17 protein-coding genes are annotated in these 17,036 nt (G+C 63.5%); 9 read left to right on the top strand and 8 right to left on the bottom strand.

The annotated features are described in order from the left end of the window. Window positions 1–21 precede the first annotated feature (21 nt). Genes CP556_RS18295 through CP556_RS18280 form a run of 4 tightly spaced genes read right to left on the bottom strand, consistent with a single transcriptional unit; the run spans window position 22 to window position 2,427 of the window. Window positions 22–951, bottom strand: coding sequence for a hypothetical protein (locus CP556_RS18295; RefSeq protein ID WP_098726918.1), 930 nt, complete (start codon window positions 949–951; stop codon window positions 22–24). Continuing rightward, the gene (locus CP556_RS18290; RefSeq protein WP_098726917.1) at window positions 948–1,550 is read right to left on the bottom strand and encodes an Hsp20/alpha crystallin family protein; all 603 of its coding nucleotides are present in this window, start codon (window positions 1,548–1,550) and stop codon (window positions 948–950) included. The genes CP556_RS18295 and CP556_RS18290 overlap by 4 nt, the downstream gene beginning before the upstream one ends. Next, window positions 1,547–1,801 (bottom strand): gas vesicle protein GvpF, encoded by a 255-nt coding sequence (gvpF, locus tag CP556_RS18285; protein ID WP_098726916.1) that lies wholly within the window; start codon window positions 1,799–1,801, stop codon window positions 1,547–1,549. Before gvpF ends, CP556_RS18290 begins: the two co-directional genes overlap by 4 nt. Window positions 1,802–1,803: 2 nt before the next feature. Further along, a complete protein-coding gene (locus tag CP556_RS18280; RefSeq protein ID WP_098726915.1) occupies window positions 1,804–2,427 on the bottom strand; it encodes a GvpL/GvpF family gas vesicle protein in 624 nt (207 codons plus the stop codon). A 382-nt stretch (window positions 2,428–2,809) separates the two neighbouring features. On the opposite strand from CP556_RS18280, the gene gvpA reads away from it, so the two are divergent. The 4 genes from gvpA to CP556_RS18260 all read left to right on the top strand — a co-directional run bounded on the left by gvpA (window position 2,810) and on the right by CP556_RS18260 (window position 6,076). Beyond that, the gene (gene gvpA / locus CP556_RS18275; protein WP_098726914.1) at window positions 2,810–3,088 is read left to right on the top strand and encodes a gas vesicle protein GvpA; all 279 of its coding nucleotides are present in this window, start codon (window positions 2,810–2,812) and stop codon (window positions 3,086–3,088) included. Window positions 3,089–3,094: 6 nt separating this feature from the next. Next, window positions 3,095–4,129 (top strand): gas vesicle protein GvpN, encoded by a 1,035-nt coding sequence (gene gvpN, locus CP556_RS18270; protein WP_098726913.1) that lies wholly within the window; start codon window positions 3,095–3,097, stop codon window positions 4,127–4,129. 59 nt (window positions 4,130–4,188) lie between these two features. After that, window positions 4,189–4,743: a gas vesicle protein GvpO, halophile-type gene (gene gvpO / locus CP556_RS26810; RefSeq protein ID WP_098726912.1), complete on the top strand. Its 555-nt coding sequence runs from the start codon at window positions 4,189–4,191 to the stop codon at window positions 4,741–4,743. Window positions 4,744–5,725: 982 nt separating this feature from the next. After that, window positions 5,726–6,076 (top strand): CHY zinc finger protein, encoded by a 351-nt coding sequence (locus CP556_RS18260; RefSeq protein ID WP_098726911.1) that lies wholly within the window; start codon window positions 5,726–5,728, stop codon window positions 6,074–6,076. Window positions 6,077–6,201: 125 nt separating this feature from the next. Here CP556_RS18260 and CP556_RS18255 read toward each other — a convergent pair whose 3' ends face one another. Further along, entirely contained in the window at window positions 6,202–7,578 is a 1,377-nt protein-coding gene (locus CP556_RS18255) for a winged helix-turn-helix transcriptional regulator (RefSeq protein ID WP_098726910.1), read from the bottom strand. A 315-nt stretch (window positions 7,579–7,893) separates the two neighbouring features. Here CP556_RS18255 and mutS point away from each other — a divergent pair, with 315 nt between their 5' ends. Beyond that, window positions 7,894–10,638 carry a DNA mismatch repair protein MutS gene (gene mutS / locus CP556_RS18250; protein WP_098726909.1) on the top strand — a complete coding sequence of 915 codons (2,745 nt, stop codon included), beginning with the start codon at window positions 7,894–7,896 and terminating at the stop codon, window positions 10,636–10,638. Between the two features lie 16 nt (window positions 10,639–10,654). On the opposite strand, the gene CP556_RS18245 is transcribed toward mutS, so the two are convergent. Then, window positions 10,655–11,182, bottom strand: coding sequence for a GNAT family N-acetyltransferase (locus CP556_RS18245; RefSeq protein WP_098726908.1), 528 nt, complete (start codon window positions 11,180–11,182; stop codon window positions 10,655–10,657). 106 nt (window positions 11,183–11,288) lie between these two features. On the opposite strand from CP556_RS18245, the gene CP556_RS26100 reads away from it, so the two are divergent. Together CP556_RS26100 and CP556_RS18240 are read left to right on the top strand one after the other, a co-directional pair. Continuing rightward, window positions 11,289–11,432 (top strand): hypothetical protein, encoded by a 144-nt coding sequence (locus CP556_RS26100; protein ID WP_176548238.1) that lies wholly within the window; start codon window positions 11,289–11,291, stop codon window positions 11,430–11,432. 133 nt (window positions 11,433–11,565) lie between these two features. Further along, on the top strand, window positions 11,566–12,021 hold the full coding sequence (locus CP556_RS18240; protein WP_098726907.1) for a YbhB/YbcL family Raf kinase inhibitor-like protein: 456 nt from the start codon (window positions 11,566–11,568) through the stop codon (window positions 12,019–12,021). Between the two features lie 456 nt (window positions 12,022–12,477). Here CP556_RS18240 and nucS read toward each other — a convergent pair whose 3' ends face one another. Continuing rightward, on the bottom strand, window positions 12,478–13,221 hold the full coding sequence (gene nucS / locus CP556_RS18230; RefSeq protein ID WP_098726905.1) for an endonuclease NucS: 744 nt from the start codon (window positions 13,219–13,221) through the stop codon (window positions 12,478–12,480). Window positions 13,222–13,346: 125 nt separating this feature from the next. On the opposite strand from nucS, the gene CP556_RS18225 reads away from it, so the two are divergent. Further along, window positions 13,347–13,922, top strand: coding sequence for a hypothetical protein (locus CP556_RS18225; RefSeq protein WP_098727472.1), 576 nt, complete (start codon window positions 13,347–13,349; stop codon window positions 13,920–13,922). 43 nt (window positions 13,923–13,965) lie between these two features. Here CP556_RS18225 and CP556_RS18220 read toward each other — a convergent pair whose 3' ends face one another. Next, a complete protein-coding gene (locus CP556_RS18220; protein WP_098726904.1) occupies window positions 13,966–14,451 on the bottom strand; it encodes a DUF7984 family protein in 486 nt (161 codons plus the stop codon). 567 nt (window positions 14,452–15,018) lie between these two features. Between CP556_RS18220 and CP556_RS18215 the strand changes: the two genes are divergently transcribed. Further along, window positions 15,019–16,953, top strand: a complete 1,935-nt coding sequence (locus CP556_RS18215; RefSeq protein WP_098726903.1) for a beta-CASP ribonuclease aCPSF1 — start codon at window positions 15,019–15,021, stop codon at window positions 16,951–16,953. Window positions 16,954–17,036: the final 83 nt, after the last annotated feature.

Genomic DNA, 17,036 nt, shown 5'->3' with positions numbered 1-17,036 from the left:
TTCGATCGCTGTAGTAATGGGTCACTCATTGTTCTTCCTCCGTTGTCGTTCCCGCTCGAGTTCGAACCGGCGTCCGTAGATCCGCTTTCGCGTCGGTGCCGTCGAGAGTTTGACCGCCTGTGGCACCGTCGAATAGCGGGTGCCGCTGCCGAGGTCGAGCCGATCGGTCGAAATCGTCGACGCCGCGGTCGGATTTCGCGAGTTCGTACTCGTATCCTGCCGGCGCATCTTCTCGCGGTTGAACTCGTAGAGCTTCTCGAACGTCTCGTGCGTCTCGAGCAGCGCCGTCCGGAAGGCGTCGATGCCTTCCATCGCCTGCTGCTGGATTGCGGCCTGATAGGCCTCCGGGTCCTCGGCGACATCGATGTCGCCGAGCGCTTCCTTCGCAGCGGAGCCGGCGTCCATTCCCGTGTCGAGCACGCCGTCCCCGTTTTCGTCTTCGTCTCCGAACAGGCCATCGCCGTCTTCGTCGCCGTTCGCGACGTCCGACACGGCGTCTTCGACCATCCCGGCGTCGTCGCCGTCCTCGAGTTCGTCGAGGGCGTCGTCGAGTTCGCGTTTGTTCTCCCAGAGGTTGGTCAGATCCGCCGCGTTCCAGGCGTTCAGCAGGTCGATCGCATCGAACAGCTCCGTGAAGTCGACGAGTTCGCTCACGCCGTCGTCCTCGTTCGCCAGCACGTCGGGAATCTCGCCGAGTTCGATGGCGTCGAGGAGTTCGTCCCCGTCGACCGCCTCCGGCAGGTCGCTGAGATCCATCGCCTCGAGCAGTTCGCCAACTTCCTCGGCGACTTGCACGAGAGTATCGACATCGCCGACGACCGTCTCGAGGGTATCGTCGTCGAGGTCGTCGATCGCCTCGCTCTCGCCGACCGTCTCCTCGAGTCGGCCAAGACTCTCCGTCGCGTCCTCGAGTAGCGCGTCGAACGTTTCCTCGGACTCGGTGTCGCTCATTCGTCGCCCTCCGTCCCGTCGGCGTCCGTCCGCTCCGCCGTCTCCGGCCTGATCTGGACGGTCAGCACCCCGTTCTTGATCGTCGCCCGGGACTCCGTCTCGGGCCAGGGGATTTCGATGCGATCGAGTTCGGATCCTTCGACGCCGATGACCAGCGTCGAGTCGTCGAAGCCCACCGTCACGTCGTCCGGATCGGCCCCGGCGACGTCCGCGGTGACGAGCAGTTCGTCCTCGTGCGTCCGGATCGCCACGTGGTGGTCGCTCGAGGGACCAGACGATCGAATACGGCGCTTTCGCGATCGATCGCTATTCCTCCCTCGCGATCCCTCGTCGCCGAACGGATTCTGCCCGAGCGACGAATCGTCCGCCGAGAGGCCGTCGCCCGATCGGATCGAGATATCGTAATCGAAGACCGTTCGATCGCCGCGGTGACGGCCCGAGCGCGACGCTGGGCCGTCGTCGAGCGAATCCAGGACGGACAGCAGGCTCGAGAGCCAGTGGTCGTCCTCGTCGATCTGACTCTCGTCGGTTCGATGCTCGTCGGATCGGTCGTCGCCGGGCGATTCGTCGCGGTCGTCGTCGGGGGAACTGTCGGTCATTTTTTCACCTCCACGCGGCCGCTCGAGAGCTGCTCGTGAACCTCGCGGGCGGTCTCGAGTTCCGACTTGAGTTCGTCCTTGCGGCGTCGATACTCCGTCTCGGAGCGCTCGCCGAGTTCGTACAGGAGCTGATTCTCTTTGAGTTCGGCCTCGAGACTCTCCACATCGTACATCTCGTCGAGTGCGATCGTGTGGAGCGCGTCGACGATGCCGACGAACGGCCGGAACAGGAGGTCGTCGAGGATGAACATGGTTACTGCTTGGCTCCGATTTTCACGTTGACGAAACTGTACGGTGCGAACGGCCCCGTGTACTGGACCATGAGATCGTCGCGGTCGTCCTCGAAGTCGGCGACCGCGTCGTCGAACGCCTCGCGTTCGGTCTCGTCGACGAGATACGATCGGTTCAGCACGAGCCGGTCGCTGAACAGGTCGTTTTCGACGGACTGTGCGGCGATGGGCTCGAGGCGGTCCGCGACGTCTGCCTCGATCGCCTCGCGGTCGACGTTGGCGTTTTCCTCGCGGACGAGTTTGAGACCGAGTTCGATCTTGCCTTCGATGTCGCTCATCGCACGTCGGAAGGCCGGTCGCGCCCCGCGAAGAACGTTCTTCAGCGCTCGATCGCTCTCGAAGGCCATCCCGAACTGCATGGGAACGACGGTCGTTCCGTCGTCGTACGCCATGATTTCTCGAAGGACATCGTCGTGAATCTGGGCGTCCTCGTCCGTCTCCTCGGGATCGGTCGTGTTGATATCCGAGACGACGGCACCGAGTCGCCGGTGTGAGATCGTGTAGACGCGGTCGGCACCGGCGACCGCGTCCGTCTCGAATTCGACGGTATCCGACTCGACGACGCCGTAGACGTACCGGTTATTCATCGGTAGATCACTCGTTGACTAATCATATCGTTGTCTCGTCGCTGACTCGAGTCCGTAGGTGACGCCCGTTCAGATTCCGTCAGTGAGACCGATGGGGTGGTGACACGCGTTCGTATTCCGTCAACTCGGTCGGTGATGGGATAGCTGGATGACATAGGGACTCCGATAGCATTGCTCCTCACGGGTACCGCACCCGCCGTGACGGGCACTCAAGTATCGTCACGGACGATTCGCTTCCGTAGCGGGTTATTGTGGTGCTTGCAGTCGCAACTTGTCGTATCACTTTGGCGGCTCGCGACACCGATGACCAGTCGCCAGGATAGGGCGACTTGCAGTCGCAGTGCAAGCCGAGTTACGAGACGCCGCTCAAACGCAAGACGGTATGTCACAACGAACACCCGATTCATCGAGTCTGGCAGAAGTACTCGACCGCGTCCTCGACAAGGGCGTCGTCATCGATGTCTGGGCGCGCATTTCTGTCGTCGGGATCGAATTGCTGACGATCGAGGCCCGCGTCGTAGTCGCCTCGGTCGACACCTTCCTGCACTACGCGGAGGAGATCGCAAAAATTGAGCAGGCCACGGCGGAGGGCGACCTCGACGAGCTCGAGGAACTCGAGGTCGAGCCTCGCCCCGAATCGTCGCCGAAATCGGCGGAATAACTCCCCATGGCCGACGACACGTCGCGCAAGCGCACGGTCCGTGGCAGGAAGATCACGGCCAGCCGCGAGCAGAAGAACGGTCGCAAAGCGAAGAAAGAGCTCGCGCGAACGGCATCGAACGCAGGCGAACGGAACGGCGACAGCTCCCTCTCCGATCCCGAGACGGTCGTCCCCGAACCGTTCGTCGAGACCGACGCGATCCGATCGCTTCGCGACCGGATCGACGGCTGGCTCGAGGCGGACCAACCAGTTCACCTGATCGGGCCGACGGGCTGTGGCAAGACGGCGCTCGCGCTGTCAGCCGCGGCGGAGCGAGGCCGGCCGGTCGTCTGGCTCAACGGCGACGAGGCGGTCGACACCGCCGCGCTCGTCGGCTCTCACGCCGGCGGCGAGCGCTACGAGGAGAACGACCAGTTCGTCAGCGGCGTCAGCAAGAAGACGGAGATCGTCCGCGAGCGCTGGGTGGACAACCCGCTGTCCGTCGCGGTGCGAGAGGGCGCGACGCTCGTCTACAACGAGTTCTCGCGCAGCGACCCCGCCGCCCACAACGTGCTCCTCTCGGTCTTCGAGGAGGGCGTCCTCGAGCGGCCGGGCAAACGCGGCGACGACCGGACGATCGACGTCCACCCTGAGTTCCGAGCGATCCTCACATCCAACGACGTGGAGTACGCCGGCGTCCACGAACAGCAGGACGCGCTGCTCGATCGGTTCATCGGCGTCCACGTCGACTACTACGACGACGAGACCGAACGCGAGATCGTCGCCGCCCACGTCGACCTCTCCGAGGACGAGATCGCGACCATCGTCGACACGACGCGGGCGCTTCGCGACGAACTCGAGATCGTCATCGGCACGCGCGCGGCGATCACGGCCGCGAAGGGACTGACCGTCTTCGACGACCGCGCCGAGACCGACGAGGACGGTGAGTTCGACGACGAGACGCTGGCGAACGTCTTCACGGACGTCCTCGCGCCGAAGCTCGTCGGCGAGAACGATGGCGACATCGACGACCTTCGATCGCGGATCACCGAGACGATCTAACCACACGGAGGCGATCGGATCGATCCGAACGAACGACAGACCGAACCAAACCCAGGCCAATGGCCGAAGCCGACACGCAATCACAGGAGCAGTGCAAGGCTCTCACCACGGACGGCGAGCGCTGCTCACGGCCGGCGCAGGATGACGGCTTCTGCTTCCAACACGACGAGAGTGATCACACAGTGAGCGACAGTCAGACAGCCCAAGAGGAAGAACAGGCCGACCAACCGGACGACACGGCCGAGAGCGGCGACGTTGAGCAGCCCCGATCCCGCGGAACGACGGCGATGACCGCGGAGGAGAAGACCGATCCCGGGGAGGTCGACGAGGAAGCCGATGTCGAACAGGAGGAGATCGCGGGCATCCTCGCGGTCCGAAACACCGTGCAGTCGACCGCCGGGCAACTCATCGGCCACGAGTTCGACGGCGTCAGCGAGATCTCCCCCACCGACGACGGCTGGCGCGCCGTCGTCGAGGTCGTCGAGCGCCGAGCCGTCCCCGACACCCAGGACATCATCGGCCGCTACGAGATCGAACTCGACACCGACGCCACCGTTCACGGCTACCGCCGACTCGACCGTTACCGACGCGGCGATACCGCCGAGTTCGAGTAACTGTGTCACGCTCGAGCGCGGGTTCGAAACGCGGTCGTCCCGGCTCGAGTGACAACGCTGGCCGTGGCTCACTGCTGTCGTCCCTTTTTTGCAGCGATAGTTGTGAACGCGACCCGCTAATCATCGGTTTTCGGGGGTTTTGAGCGATGTCTGGTTATGAATGCTGTCGTTAGATCCAGCACACTGCTGGGACATTGGGTGATCTCGCGTTCGTATACAGACAACGATCGATGGCTCGTGTGCATATTCGGAGATCATCTATCGGCGTACGACTCTATATCTGTGGTTTGGTAACTGAACAGGCAATATCCTACTAGTATATGGTATCCAAGTGCACCGATATCGTGCTTGATAATAGAACGGTTATTGGTAGAGGAAGTCTATCCTACTGTCTTCACAGGAATTGGGGCCCTTATCATTCAATATCTTAGAAATATAGGGAGATAAACAAGGGTATTGACGAAAGTAAAGTTACTGTATAGATGGGTAACTACGTGTGCATACGTATTTTCCTTCGTTTTCTGAGAAATCGGGTGTTTCTCGCATCAGAAAACGGCGAAGCAGTTTTGGATAATCTCGCCTCCTTCGGTCGCTCGAATTGCTTGCAAAAATCTACGGTAAAAAGGCCGCCTCCACGGGCTTCGCCCGTTCCGGCGGTGAACCGCTCGCTTCGCTCGCGGATGCTGGCAACGGTAAGTCCTTCGCCTGTACTTACCGCTCGGGTATGTCTAATTCTCACTCTCCGAAGCAGACTTGACAACACTGCTTCTCGAAGTCCCATCCTCTCCTACCGGAGGGTGAGAGCTGTTGTACTGTCTCGAATCGACCGGTTCAATTTTTACTATCGCGGCGCGCAGAGCTCGCACCGGGCAATTGCTCGCCCCTTAGGGGCAATACCGTTTCAAACGAATTGACCCTCGAGGCCAAATTACAATCCCGTCCAATCACAAAACCGAAGCATCCCCTCGCCGTCGAGCCACTCGTGCAATCGATCGGAGGCCACACGGTCCACGGCGTCGAGGTCGGTCCGGAAACCCGGTGTACCCACTACGACACCGACCGCGACGTGGTCGCGTTCAAATTCACCTGCTGCGAGCGCTACTATCCCTGTTTTCGCTGCCACGAGGAAACGACGGACCACGAGGCCGTGCCGTGGCCTCGAGCCCGGTTCGACGAGCCGTCCGTGCTGTGTGGCGGCTGCGGGACCGAACTCACCGTCCCCGACTATCTCGCGGCCGACTACAGCTGTCCGGCCTGCGACGCTCCCTTCAACCCCGGCTGTGCAAAGCACGCGGACCTGTACTTCGAAACGGCGGATTCGGACCGCGAGTAACCGGGCCGACTCGAGACACCCTGCACGCCTCGAGCGCCCGAACTCATACGGTCTACTGTAAGTCATTGCCTGTGGGACCGCGACCGCCCTGCGGACCCACCGGTAAATCGTTACAGCAAACCGTATCAGTCGTCGGCCGGAACCGCTCGCGAGTCGGTTTCGGCGGCCGGTTCGTCAGCCAGCGCTGCCTCGACCCGCGGCGGCAGTTCATTGACCATCGAGCGGCCGTCTTTTTTGCGCACGACGAGTCCGTCGTCCTCGAGCGCGGCGAGGTGGTGGGACACCGTGCTCGGGTCGCGCTCGAGCGCGTCAGCGAGCCGACCGTTGGGCGCGCGTCCGAACTCGGCGATCGTCTCGAGCACCTGGCGCTTTGCCGGCTCCGCGAGGGCGGCCAGGAGTTCGGCGTCGTCGTCCTCGAGGAAGTAGCGGCGCTTGCCGTTGACCTTGCGCGCGGTCACCAGTCCCTCGTCCTCGAGGACGCGGACGTGATGGCGAACCGTCGAGAGGGGTACCTCGATTCGGTCGCTGACCTCCGAGAGGTACGCGCCGGGTCGCTCCCGAACCGTCTCGTAGATCGCCGCACGGCAGTCGTGCTCGAGCGGGTCCGAATCGTCGTAGCGGCTGTACCGAAAGATCGGCAGGACCTTCCAGCAGTCCGCAGCTGCTCGTCGAAGGCGGTCCGTCTCGCGGAGGTGACGGAGCCAGCCGGCGGTCGCGGTGCTCGCACCCCCGGCGGCCCCGGACGCGCCGGCCCCGGCGGCCCCGCCTGCTCCGCCCGCTGCGACACCGGATGCGGAAATCGCACCCAGCATCCCGACGAGGATCGCGTTCGTGGCCGCTTCGCTCGTGCTCGGCGGATCGACGGGAGCGGCGGCACCGCCGATCGCTTGCTCGAGCCTCCCGTCGATGCCGGTTATTGTGTCATTGGGAGTCTCAGCCGTTTCCCCGACGGTTTCGTTGACGGCCGCCGTCGTCTCGCCGACGGTCTCATTGATCACTGCCGTCGTCTCGTTGACGGTTCCATTGACGGCTGCCGTCGTGTTCGTGACTGTCTCGTTGGCGATCGTCGTCGTGTTATTGACGGTGTCATCGACGGTCTCCGTCGTGTTCGAGACGGTGTCGGTGACCGTCTCCGTCGTCTCGCCGGTCGTGTTTTCTACGGTATCGGCCGGGTCGGTTGTCGTATTCTCGAGGCCGTCGGTCGTCTCGTTGGTCGTACCCTCGAGGCCGTCGGTCGTGTTCTCGGTCGCATTCTCCGTCTCGTCAGTCGTGTTTTCGGTGGTATTGTCGAGGCTCTCAGTCGTGCTCTCGAGCTCCTCGCTGGTGTTCTCGGTCGAGTTCGTCGTTCCGTCGTCGGTCGTTTCGAGCGAGTCCGTCGACGCCGTCGCGACCGAGCCGACGCTCGCCGCTCCGGCGACGGTACCCGTGACCGCGCCGCCGAGGAGCACGGCGGCGACGAGACACGCGAAGATGCGGACCGCGACCGGCGAATCCGACTCCATAGCTGTTGTGCACTCATGAGCGATGAATCGTAATACCTCTTCCCGTTTTGTGACAGTCACGTGATTAGATAGCTTCCGTTGCCACTGACAGTTGCTTCACACCCGATCGCACGATAGTAGCGCGGTTCGGAGCGAGCGCGGTTCGGAGCGAACGAAGTGAGCGAGAACCGCGGGAACGCGAACGGTGAGCGAAAACCGCGAACTGTGCGATCGATGTGTAAATCGCAAATCGCGTCAGTTGATACGAGAGGCTCTCGAGCCCGAAACGCAGCCGATCCAGCAAGGTATTTCAGCGTCGGGCGGCCGAATTTACGTATGGATCGGGCGCTTGGCCCTCCCGAGGAGATGGCCGAGATACGCGACGAGCTGACGCCGATGATGCGCCAGTATCACGATCTCTGCGCGCGCTACGACGACGCGATCGTCCTCTTTCAGGTCGGGGACTTCTACGAGACGTTCTGCGGCGCGGCCGAACGGACGGCACGCCTACTCGAAATCGCGCTGACCAGCCGGGAGGACAACACCGGCGAGTACCCGATGTCGGGCATCCCGATCGACAACGCCGAGTCGTACATCGAGGAGTTGCTCGAGGCCGGCTACCGGGTCGCGGTGGCTGATCAGGTCGAAGAGCCCGGCGAGACGTCGGGCGTCGTCGAGCGAGCCGTCACCCGAGTTATCACCCCCGGGACGCTCACCGAGGACGAACTGCTCGCCAGTGACGACAACAACTTCGTGGCCGCGGTGGCTCGCGGCGACGCAGCCGCCGGCGAAGACCCCGAACTCGCGCTGGCGTTACTCGACGTCTCGACGGGTGACTTCCTCGCCACGAGTTCCACCTCGAGGGAGTCGATCGTCGACGAGGTGAGTCGGTTCGATCCCGCGGAGGCCGTCGTCGGCCCGGACGCGCCCGCCGATCTCGTTCCCGATAACTGCATGGTTACGCCGTACGACGAGAGCGCGTTCGACCGCGAGCGGGCGGGCGAAAAACTCTCCGCGTACTTTCGTAACCCCGATGCGCTGCTCGCGAGCGACGCCGAGATTCGAGCCTGCGGCGCGGTGCTCGCCTATGCGGAGTACGTCCGCGGCGGCACACACGTCGGCGAACGCGGTGAAGCGGACGACGAGATCGAGGACGATTCCGGAGCTGCGGACGGTATCGAGAGTGACGACGCACACCTCGAGTATCTCACCCACCTCACGCGATACGATCCGCGGGAGTACCTGCTGCTGGACGCCGTCGCCCTGCGGAGCCTCGAGCTGTTCGAACCCCGTGCCGTTCACGGGCGGGACGAGGCGACGCTGATCGGCGTGCTCGACGACACCGCCAGCGCGCTCGGCGGCCGAAAGCTCAGGGACTGGCTCCGGCGGCCGCTGCTCGAGCCCGACCGGATCGAGGCGCGGCTGGACGCCGTGGAGGAACTCACGAGCGCGGTCCAGACGCGCGAGCGGCTTCACGACCGGTTGCGGTCGGTCTACGATCTCGAGCGGCTGATCGGACGGATCTCCCGCGAGCGGGCGAACGCCAGAGATCTGCGCTCGCTGCGGGACACCCTCGCCGTCGTTCCCGACGTTCGCGAGGAGCTCGCCGACGCGGACTGTGAGCGACTGCAACGGCTCCACGAGGCCCTCGATCCGCTGGCCGACATCCGCGAGCTGATCGAGGACGCGATCGTCTCGGACCCGCCGATCGAGATCACCGAGGGGGACATCATCGCGGAGGGGTACGACGACGATCTGGACGACCTGCGCGGGACCGCCCGCGACGGCAAACGGTGGATCGACGACCTCGAGGAGCGCGAACGCGAGCGGACGGGGGTCGACTCGTTGAAGGTCGGCTACAACTCGGTCCACGGCTACTACATCGAGGTGACGAACCCGAACCTCGAGTCTGTGCCCGAGGACTATCAGCGCCGCCAGACCCTCAAGAACTCCGAGCGGTTCGTCACGCCGGAACTCAAGGAGCGCGAGGATCAGATCGTCGGCGCGGAAGAACGCGCGGATGAACGCGAGTACGAACTGTTCTGCGAGGTCCGCCGAGAGATCGCAGACGAGGTCGAACGCGTCCAGAGGCTCGCCGAGGCGCTCGCGACGCTGGACGCGCTCGTCTCCCTCTCGAGCGCCGCGGCCCAGTACGACTACTGCCGGCCAGAGATTCTCGATCGCAACGGGAGTCAGACCCTCGAGATCGAGGGCGGTCGCCATCCCGTCGTCGAGCGCATGCAGGAGTCGTTCGTCCCGAACGACGCCCGATTCGCGCGCGATCGGCGGCTGGCGGTGATCACGGGGCCGAACATGTCTGGGAAGTCGACCTACATGCGGCAGGTTGCCCAGATCGTCCTGCTGGCGCAGGTCGGAAGTTTCGTCCCCGCTAGCGCGGCCCGGATCACGCCGGTCGATCGGATTTTCACCCGCGTCGGGGCCAGCGACGACATCGCTGGCGGGCGATCGACGTTCATGGTAGAGATGGACGAACTCGCGACCATCCTGCGGGAGGCCGACGAGCACTCGCTCGTCCTCCTGGACGAAGTCGGACGGGGGACCTCGACGGCCGACGGGATGGCCATCGCGCAGGCGATCACCGAACACCTCCACGACGCGGTCGGTGCGACGACCCTCTTCGCGACCCACCATCACCCGCTGACCGAACTCGCCGACGACCTCGCGGCCGCGTTCACGCTGCATTTCGAGGTCGAGCAGGTCGACGGCGAGGTCGTCTTCCATCACGAGATCGCGCCCGGCGCGGCGACGGGCTCGTACGGCGTCGAGGTCGCGACCGCGGCCGGCGTCCCCGACTCCGTTGTCGACCGCGCGCGGATCCTGGTCGCGGGCGAAGCGGACGATGCCCTCGAGACGGAGAGTGACGACAGGTCGACCGCTCGTGATTCGAACGAGGATGCGGTGCCCGAAGCAACCGAGATCGCGGAATCGGCAGCTACCACAGACGGAGGAGACGTGCCGACAGACGTGGCTGCAGAACTCCGAGCGCTCGATCTCGCCCACCTCACGCCCGTCGAGGCGCTGACGGAACTCGATCGGCTGAAGCAATCGCTCGAGGAGTGAGTTCGGCGCTTTCCACTCAGCCGTCGTCGACCAGGGGTTTCCGATAGACGAGGAGTTCGAAGGGGTCGTCGAACGCCTCGATCCGTTCGCGGTGGACTTCTTCGAAGCCCTGTGCCTCGTAGAGTCGGCGCGCTGCGGTTTGTTTCGCCATCGTGTCGAGGACGATCCGTGTGGCACCCTGCGACCGAGCGCGCCGCTCGAGTTCCTCGTAGATCCGTCGGCCGTATCCTCGTCGCTGATAGTCGGGGTCGACGCGCATTCGAGTGAGTTCGACTGCGCCGTCCAGCAGGCCGGGACTGACCTCCGCGATGTAGTCCGTCTCCTCCACCGGACGGAAGCCGCCCATCGCGACGATGCGTCCGTCCAGGTCGCCGACGAGGAACTCCCCATCACCGTCGATGTATGTCTCGAGAACTCGCTCGAGATCGGTATCCGGAACGGTGTCGACGTAGGCCCCCACGTCTCGCATGGCCGTTTCGTGTAGCTCACGGACCTCATCGCCGTCTTCCGGCCGATATCGACGGATCGTCGGATCGTTCCCCATATTCGAATAGGTCGAACCCGACCTGAAAAATAATATCGGTTTGGTGCGTCGTCGGGCTGCAGTGACCGGCACAACACACAACTATCCCGATGCTGTCGTGGGTTTCATGACATATCGAACGACGATCGGCTGGTCGCTCATCACCTCGGGTATCGTCACGCTGTTGCTGGCGTATCTCCCGGGGCAGTCGTGGATGTGGGGAGTCGGACTGCTGGTGCTGGGGATCGTGGTATTCGCTGTTCGCCGATAACAGCTGCGCTGACCGGAAACAGATTCGATCGCAACGATTCCAGTCGTACTGGTCGTGACCCGGAGGAACTGTAAGTTTCTTCTATTCCGGTGGTGAACGGCCGACGCGGAAGTCACACGAGGTACAAATCGACATGGAAGATTTCACACTCGAGAGTCCCGCGTTCGACCACGGCGACCGAATCCCGGAGGAGTACGGCTACACGAAAGACAACGTCAACCCGCCGCTCGAAATCGACGGCGTTCCGGACGATGCCGAGGCGCTCGCGCTGATCGTAGACGACCCCGACGCGAAGGAACCCGCCGGAAAAGTGTGGGACCACTGGGTGGTCTGGAACGTCTCGCCGGAGACGGAGACGATTCCGGAAGACTGGCAGTCGGACGAGGCGACCGTCGGAACGAACGATTGGGGAGAGCGCGACTACGGCGGTCCGAATCCGCCGGATGGAGAACACACCTACCGGTTCAAACTGTTCGCGCTGGAGACGACGCTCGAACTCGGATCCGACGCCGGCGCGGACGACCTCGAGTCGGCGATGGATGGCCACGTCCTCGAGCGAACGCGGCTCGAGGGAACGTATCCGGCCTGACGAGTGGATCGCACGCTCATCTCACCTAAAAGAACTCTCGATAAGAGACCGAAGTATGGATATTCCCGCCTTGACAGTAGATGGGGTCTTTGCTCAACCTGAGTTAGCGAGGAGACGAGGGTCGAAAACATACCAGACGATCGTCGTCAGGAGTCCAACCAGCAACGCTCTCGAAACACTCGGATAGTCGAATATAATGGCCACAAGTAAGAGGGCCATTGTGCCCGATAACCCCATGATCAACGCGGACTGTAAACGAGAGAGGTTGTCGTCCATCGTATTCCGCCACTTAATATGCTTTTCAGTGACTTGTAATACTATCAACTCGCCAGCGACGAATCATCACGTTCGCCGTCGATTCCAGCAGTGAGCTGCCCTTCGGACTCGGTGGTCGGTGCTGACTGTATTATCTAGCGGGAGGGAACCAACTCGAGAACCGAGCACGTCTCACGTCGCTCACTCGGCCGGCGGCTCGAGCGAAACGAACTCGAGGCCGTGCTCGGTCAGCAGCCGCTGGGCGCGCTCGGTCACTGACGGAGCGACCAGTATCCCGCGAACGGCCGCATCGGCGTGTAAATCACGTTCGAGGGCGTCAACGTAGCGTCGGAGTTGGCTCACGGCGTCGGGACCGACCCGGCGACGCTTCAGTTCGACCACGACCGCTCGGCCCGCCGAATCCTCGCCGTAGATGTCGACCGCACCGGCCGGCGTGTCGCGCTCGGTCGCCAGCGGCGTGAACCCCGTCTCGAGCAGCTCGGGGTCCTCGAGAATCCGCTGGCGGAGGTCCTCTTCGGTCCCCACGAGGGCGAGTTCGTTCTCGTCCGAGCCCGAGAACGCGGACACCTGCAGGACCTCCTGAAATCGGACGCGCAGCCGTTCGTCCGGCGTCGACCGCAGACTCTCGAGGACGAGCGTTCCATCCTCGCAGGACGCGTCGTGGTCGCAGCCCGGCGGCTGCCAGTTGACCGGCTGCTGACCCTCGTCGGTGTGGACCAGCGCCGCCCCGTCGGGTTTGAGCATGACGTGACGGTCGCCCGCCTCGAGATAGCTCGTCGCTCGGCCGTCGTAATCGACGGTGCAGCGACCGTAGACGGTGACGATGGCGTCACTATCGATTCCGCGGGCGATCACGTCGCGGGCCGCCGCCGGCGTCGGTCCCTGGAGGGTTTCCGTTCCGTGGCCGTACTCGGAGTCCGTCACTGGTCACGCTAGCCCGGGGACGGATAAAAGGTGCCCGCTGTCGTGCGGATTCTCCATCGATTCGTCGCGTTTGAATGCGGCCCGACGCAGAAGGTATATCCACGTTCGTCCCCGCGCAAGACACGATGCCGAACCTATCGACCCGTCGCGGGTTCCTCGCACTGACCGCCACCGGTACGGCCGCGTCGCTGGCCGGGTGCTCCCAGCTCGAGTCGCTCGCACAGAACGATTCGGAGGACGGAGGCAACGCAGTGACGGTCGCAGTCCAGCCGGACCGGGAGGCGCTGACGAGCCTGCAAGAGGAGGTGCAGAACAATGCCAGCGACGAGAACCTCAGCCAGCAGGAGGCCCAGCAGGTCTATCGAGAGCGACAACGCGAACTGGTCGCGGAGACCGCGACGGCGTTCGAGGAATCGGCGAGCGAACGCGACTTCACGATCGAGGCGTCTGAGACCGAGTACGGACTCTTCCGCGTCACCGGCTCCGACGGTGCGATCATGGACGCGCTTCGGAACGGCGACGTCACCGGGATCTATCCCGGCGAGCAGTACGAGCTACTCGTTCAGCAACAGCAGCGCCGGGAGCAACAACGGGCGATGCTCGAAGAACAGCAGCGAGCACAGGAGGGGAACGAGACGAACGGTTCCGACTCCGGCAACGTGACCAGCGGATCCGGTTCCGGCAACGAGACGGCCGAGTAACTCGAACACCGGCTGACAGTCGGATATTCCCCTCTCGACGGAGTTACCGCTCGAGCGAGAACGGACTCTCGCGTTCGGTCCAGTTCCAGCCGGGTAGTCGCTCCTGAAAGCCGGCTGCGAGCGCCGCCTCGCAGTCGTCGATACCGGCGTTTTCGCTCGCATCGCCGTGGACCTGGAGATCGGCGTAGTGGAAGGTCGCCTCGCCGAGCGTCCGCAGCGGCTGTGGGCCGGCGATCGTCGCGGCCAGTTCGCGGCCGAGGAGTTCGTCGACCACGAACCCCGGGTAATCGTTTTCCACGTCGAGGTCCCTGAGGATGGCGACCAGGGCGGCGACGTTGACGGCCAGATCGCCGTCGGCGAAGACGGCGTCGACCTCCTCACGATACCGGTCCGCCGTCACCGCGTCCACGTCGGTCCCGAAGACCTCGCCGAGGTCGTCGCGAACGTCGTTGATGAGGGGGACGACCCGATCGGTACGGTCGACGACCCAATTTCGTTCCTCGCGGACTCGAGCAGGCGTGATGTGCATGGAGGGGAGGACGATACCGGTCCCCAAAACGCTGTACCATCGGTCCTAACTGTGCCGTCGTCGAGCGCGATATAGTAGCCACTGAAACGATTCACACACTGATCGGACAGCTGTCGGTCGATCAGGCGTGCAATGACGTTCAGTGGCTGCTATAGTACCATACCACGATCTGAATGTGACCGGGTTGTGATCGCGACGCGGTCAACCGTTCAGTAACTGTCTGCCGACAGTATGCTCCCTCTGTGGTCAGGTTTTGCGAAGGCTTTTATACTACGCAAAGAATAGCCTCGAGTAAGCGGGTTCTCCCTGGAATTGTCCCGCACGAACCAGGATAACCGATCCGGGAGCGTCTTCGTCAGGTACGGAGTAGGATACGATGATTCGGGAGACGAGACGGAGTGTGAGCTACGTTGTCCTATTTGGACGACGCTCACACGTGGCGTGGCGGCTATCCGTCAGCAGACGTCACGGCACTGAAATCCGTCGACAGTCTCCTATCGCTTCTGCCCCACCCGGCGGCGCACTCGATCCCGGGCGGCGAGTTCACGCAAGCCACATTGGCGACCTATGAGCACTGTAGAGCAGCAACTCGACGATCTCGAAGCACAGATCACGAGCGAGTTACCGAGCGATATCTCGGTCTCCTCGGTGAAATACGAAGGCCCCGAACTGGTGGTCTACACGCGCGATCCGAAGAAGTTCGCCCAGCAGGGCGACCTCATTCGGCAGCTCGCGAGCAAACTCCGCAAGCGGATCACCGTCCGGCCCGACCCAAGCGTCCTCTCGCGACCCGAACAGGCCCGGGAGGAGATCATGAACGTCGTCCCCGAGGACGCGGGGATCACTGACCTTGACTTCCACGCCGACACCGGCGAGGTCGTCATTGAGGCCGAAAAGCCCGGCATGGTCATCGGCCGCCACGGGTCAACGCTCCGCGAAATCACGAAGACCGTCGGCTGGACGCCCGAAGTCGTCCGCACGCCGCCGATCGAATCCTCGACCGTCTCGAACGTCCGCAGCTTTCTCAAACAGGAGCGCGACGAGCGCCGCGATATCCTCGAGAAGGTCGGTCGGCAGATCCACCGCGAGGAGATGTCCGACGACGAGTATGTCCGCATCACGACGCTAGGGTGCTGTCGCGAGGTCGGCCGCGCATCGTTCATCCTCTCGACGCCCGAGACGCGGATCCTCATCGACTGCGGTGACAAACCGGGTGCCGAGGGTGAAGTGCCCTATCTCCACGCGCCCGAAGCGCTCGGCGCTGGGCCGCAGACCATCGACGCGGTCGTCCTCACGCACGCCCACCTCGACCACTCCGCGCTGATTCCGCTGCTGTTCAAGTACGGCTACGACGGCCCGATCTACTGTACCGAACCGACGCGAGATCTGATGGGGCTGCTGACGCTGGACTACCTCGATGTCGCGGCCAAGGAAGGCCGGAGCCCGCCCTACGAGAGCGAGCAGGTCCGCGAGGCGATCAAACACTGCATCCCCCTCGAGTATGGAGATGTCACCGACATCGCGCCGGACGTCAAACTCACTTTCCACAACGCCGGTCACATCCTCGGCTCGGCCGTCTCGCACTTCCACATCGGTGATGGCCTCTATAACGTCGCGTTCTCCGGCGACATTCACTACGACGACACCCGCCTGTTCAACGGCGCGGTCAACGACTTCCCCCGCGTCGAGACGCTCGTCCTCGAGTCGACCTACGGCGGTCGAAACGACTATCAGACCGACCAGCAAGACTCCGAGCGGAACCTGATAGAGGTCATCAACGAGACCTACGAAAAGGACGGAAAGGTCGTTATCCCCGCCTTCGCAGTCGGTCGGTCACAGGAGATCATGCTCGTCCTCGAGGAGGCGATGCGCAACGGGAAAATCCCCGAGATGCCGGTCCACCTCGACGGGATGATCTGGGAGGCGACGGCGATCCACACCACCTATCCCGAGTACCTCCGGGACGATCTGCGAGACCGGATCTTCCACGAGGACGAGAACCCGTTCCTCGCCGAGGAGTTCAACCACATCGACGCCGGCGAGGAGGAACGACAGGAGGTCGCCGACGGCGAACCTTGTATCATCCTCTCGACCTCCGGGATGGTCACCGGCGGCCCGATCATGTCCTGGCTCGGCCATCTCGGCCCCGATCCGGACTCGTCGCTCGTCTTCGTCGGCTACCAGGCCCAGGGAACCCTCGGCCGACGCATCCAGAACGGTTGGGACGAGATCCCGACCAGCGAAGTCGGTGCGATGGGTTCCGGTGACGGCCGCGGAACCCTCTCGCTGAACATGGGCGTCGAGACCGTCGACGGCTTCTCCGGCCACGCCGACCGCGCCGGCCTCGAGAACTTCGTCAAAACGATGAACCCACGCCCCGAGAAGGTGCTCTGCGTCCACGGCGACGAACGCTCCACGCAGGACCTCTCGAGCGCCCTCTACCACGACTACGACATGCGAACCTTCGCGCCGAAGAACCTCGAGACCTTTCGTTTCCTCTGAAAGCCCTCGGCGTGCTCGAAAACGCCGTCGGCGTTTTCGGCATCGGGAGAATCTTCGATTCTCCCACGAAGCCCTGGCGGGCT

Source organism: Natrinema sp. CBA1119 (genome assembly GCF_002572525.1).
Classification (GTDB): domain Archaea; phylum Halobacteriota; class Halobacteria; order Halobacteriales; family Natrialbaceae; genus Natrinema.
This window is presented reverse-complemented; position numbering and strand designations above follow the sequence as displayed.

What these genes read in the sequence shown, in the direction of transcription:
- CP556_RS18225 (WP_098727472.1), top strand. Translation starts at nt 13,347, where the DNA reads ATGCCGAACCTATCGACCCGTCGCGGGTTCCTCGCACTGACCGCCACC.
- gvpF (WP_098726916.1), bottom strand. Translation starts at nt 1,801, where the DNA reads ATGTTCATCCTCGACGACCTCCTGTTCCGGCCGTTCGTCGGCATCGTC.
- CP556_RS18245 (WP_098726908.1), bottom strand. Translation starts at nt 11,182, where the DNA reads ATGGGGAACGATCCGACGATCCGTCGATATCGGCCGGAAGACGGCGAT.
- CP556_RS26100 (WP_176548238.1), top strand. Translation starts at nt 11,289, where the DNA reads ATGACATATCGAACGACGATCGGCTGGTCGCTCATCACCTCGGGTATC.
- CP556_RS18295 (WP_098726918.1), bottom strand. Translation starts at nt 951, where the DNA reads ATGAGCGACACCGAGTCCGAGGAAACGTTCGACGCGCTACTCGAGGAC.
- gvpO (WP_098726912.1), top strand. Translation starts at nt 4,189, where the DNA reads ATGGCCGAAGCCGACACGCAATCACAGGAGCAGTGCAAGGCTCTCACC.
- CP556_RS18240 (WP_098726907.1), top strand. Translation starts at nt 11,566, where the DNA reads ATGGAAGATTTCACACTCGAGAGTCCCGCGTTCGACCACGGCGACCGA.
- CP556_RS18255 (WP_098726910.1), bottom strand. Translation starts at nt 7,578, where the DNA reads ATGGAGTCGGATTCGCCGGTCGCGGTCCGCATCTTCGCGTGTCTCGTC.
- CP556_RS18220 (WP_098726904.1), bottom strand. Translation starts at nt 14,451, where the DNA reads ATGCACATCACGCCTGCTCGAGTCCGCGAGGAACGAAATTGGGTCGTC.
- CP556_RS18215 (WP_098726903.1), top strand. Translation starts at nt 15,019, where the DNA reads ATGAGCACTGTAGAGCAGCAACTCGACGATCTCGAAGCACAGATCACG.
- CP556_RS18290 (WP_098726917.1), bottom strand. Translation starts at nt 1,550, where the DNA reads ATGACCGACAGTTCCCCCGACGACGACCGCGACGAATCGCCCGGCGAC.
- gvpA (WP_098726914.1), top strand. Translation starts at nt 2,810, where the DNA reads ATGTCACAACGAACACCCGATTCATCGAGTCTGGCAGAAGTACTCGAC.
- CP556_RS18280 (WP_098726915.1), bottom strand. Translation starts at nt 2,427, where the DNA reads ATGAATAACCGGTACGTCTACGGCGTCGTCGAGTCGGATACCGTCGAA.
- mutS (WP_098726909.1), top strand. Translation starts at nt 7,894, where the DNA reads ATGGATCGGGCGCTTGGCCCTCCCGAGGAGATGGCCGAGATACGCGAC.
- gvpN (WP_098726913.1), top strand. Translation starts at nt 3,095, where the DNA reads ATGGCCGACGACACGTCGCGCAAGCGCACGGTCCGTGGCAGGAAGATC.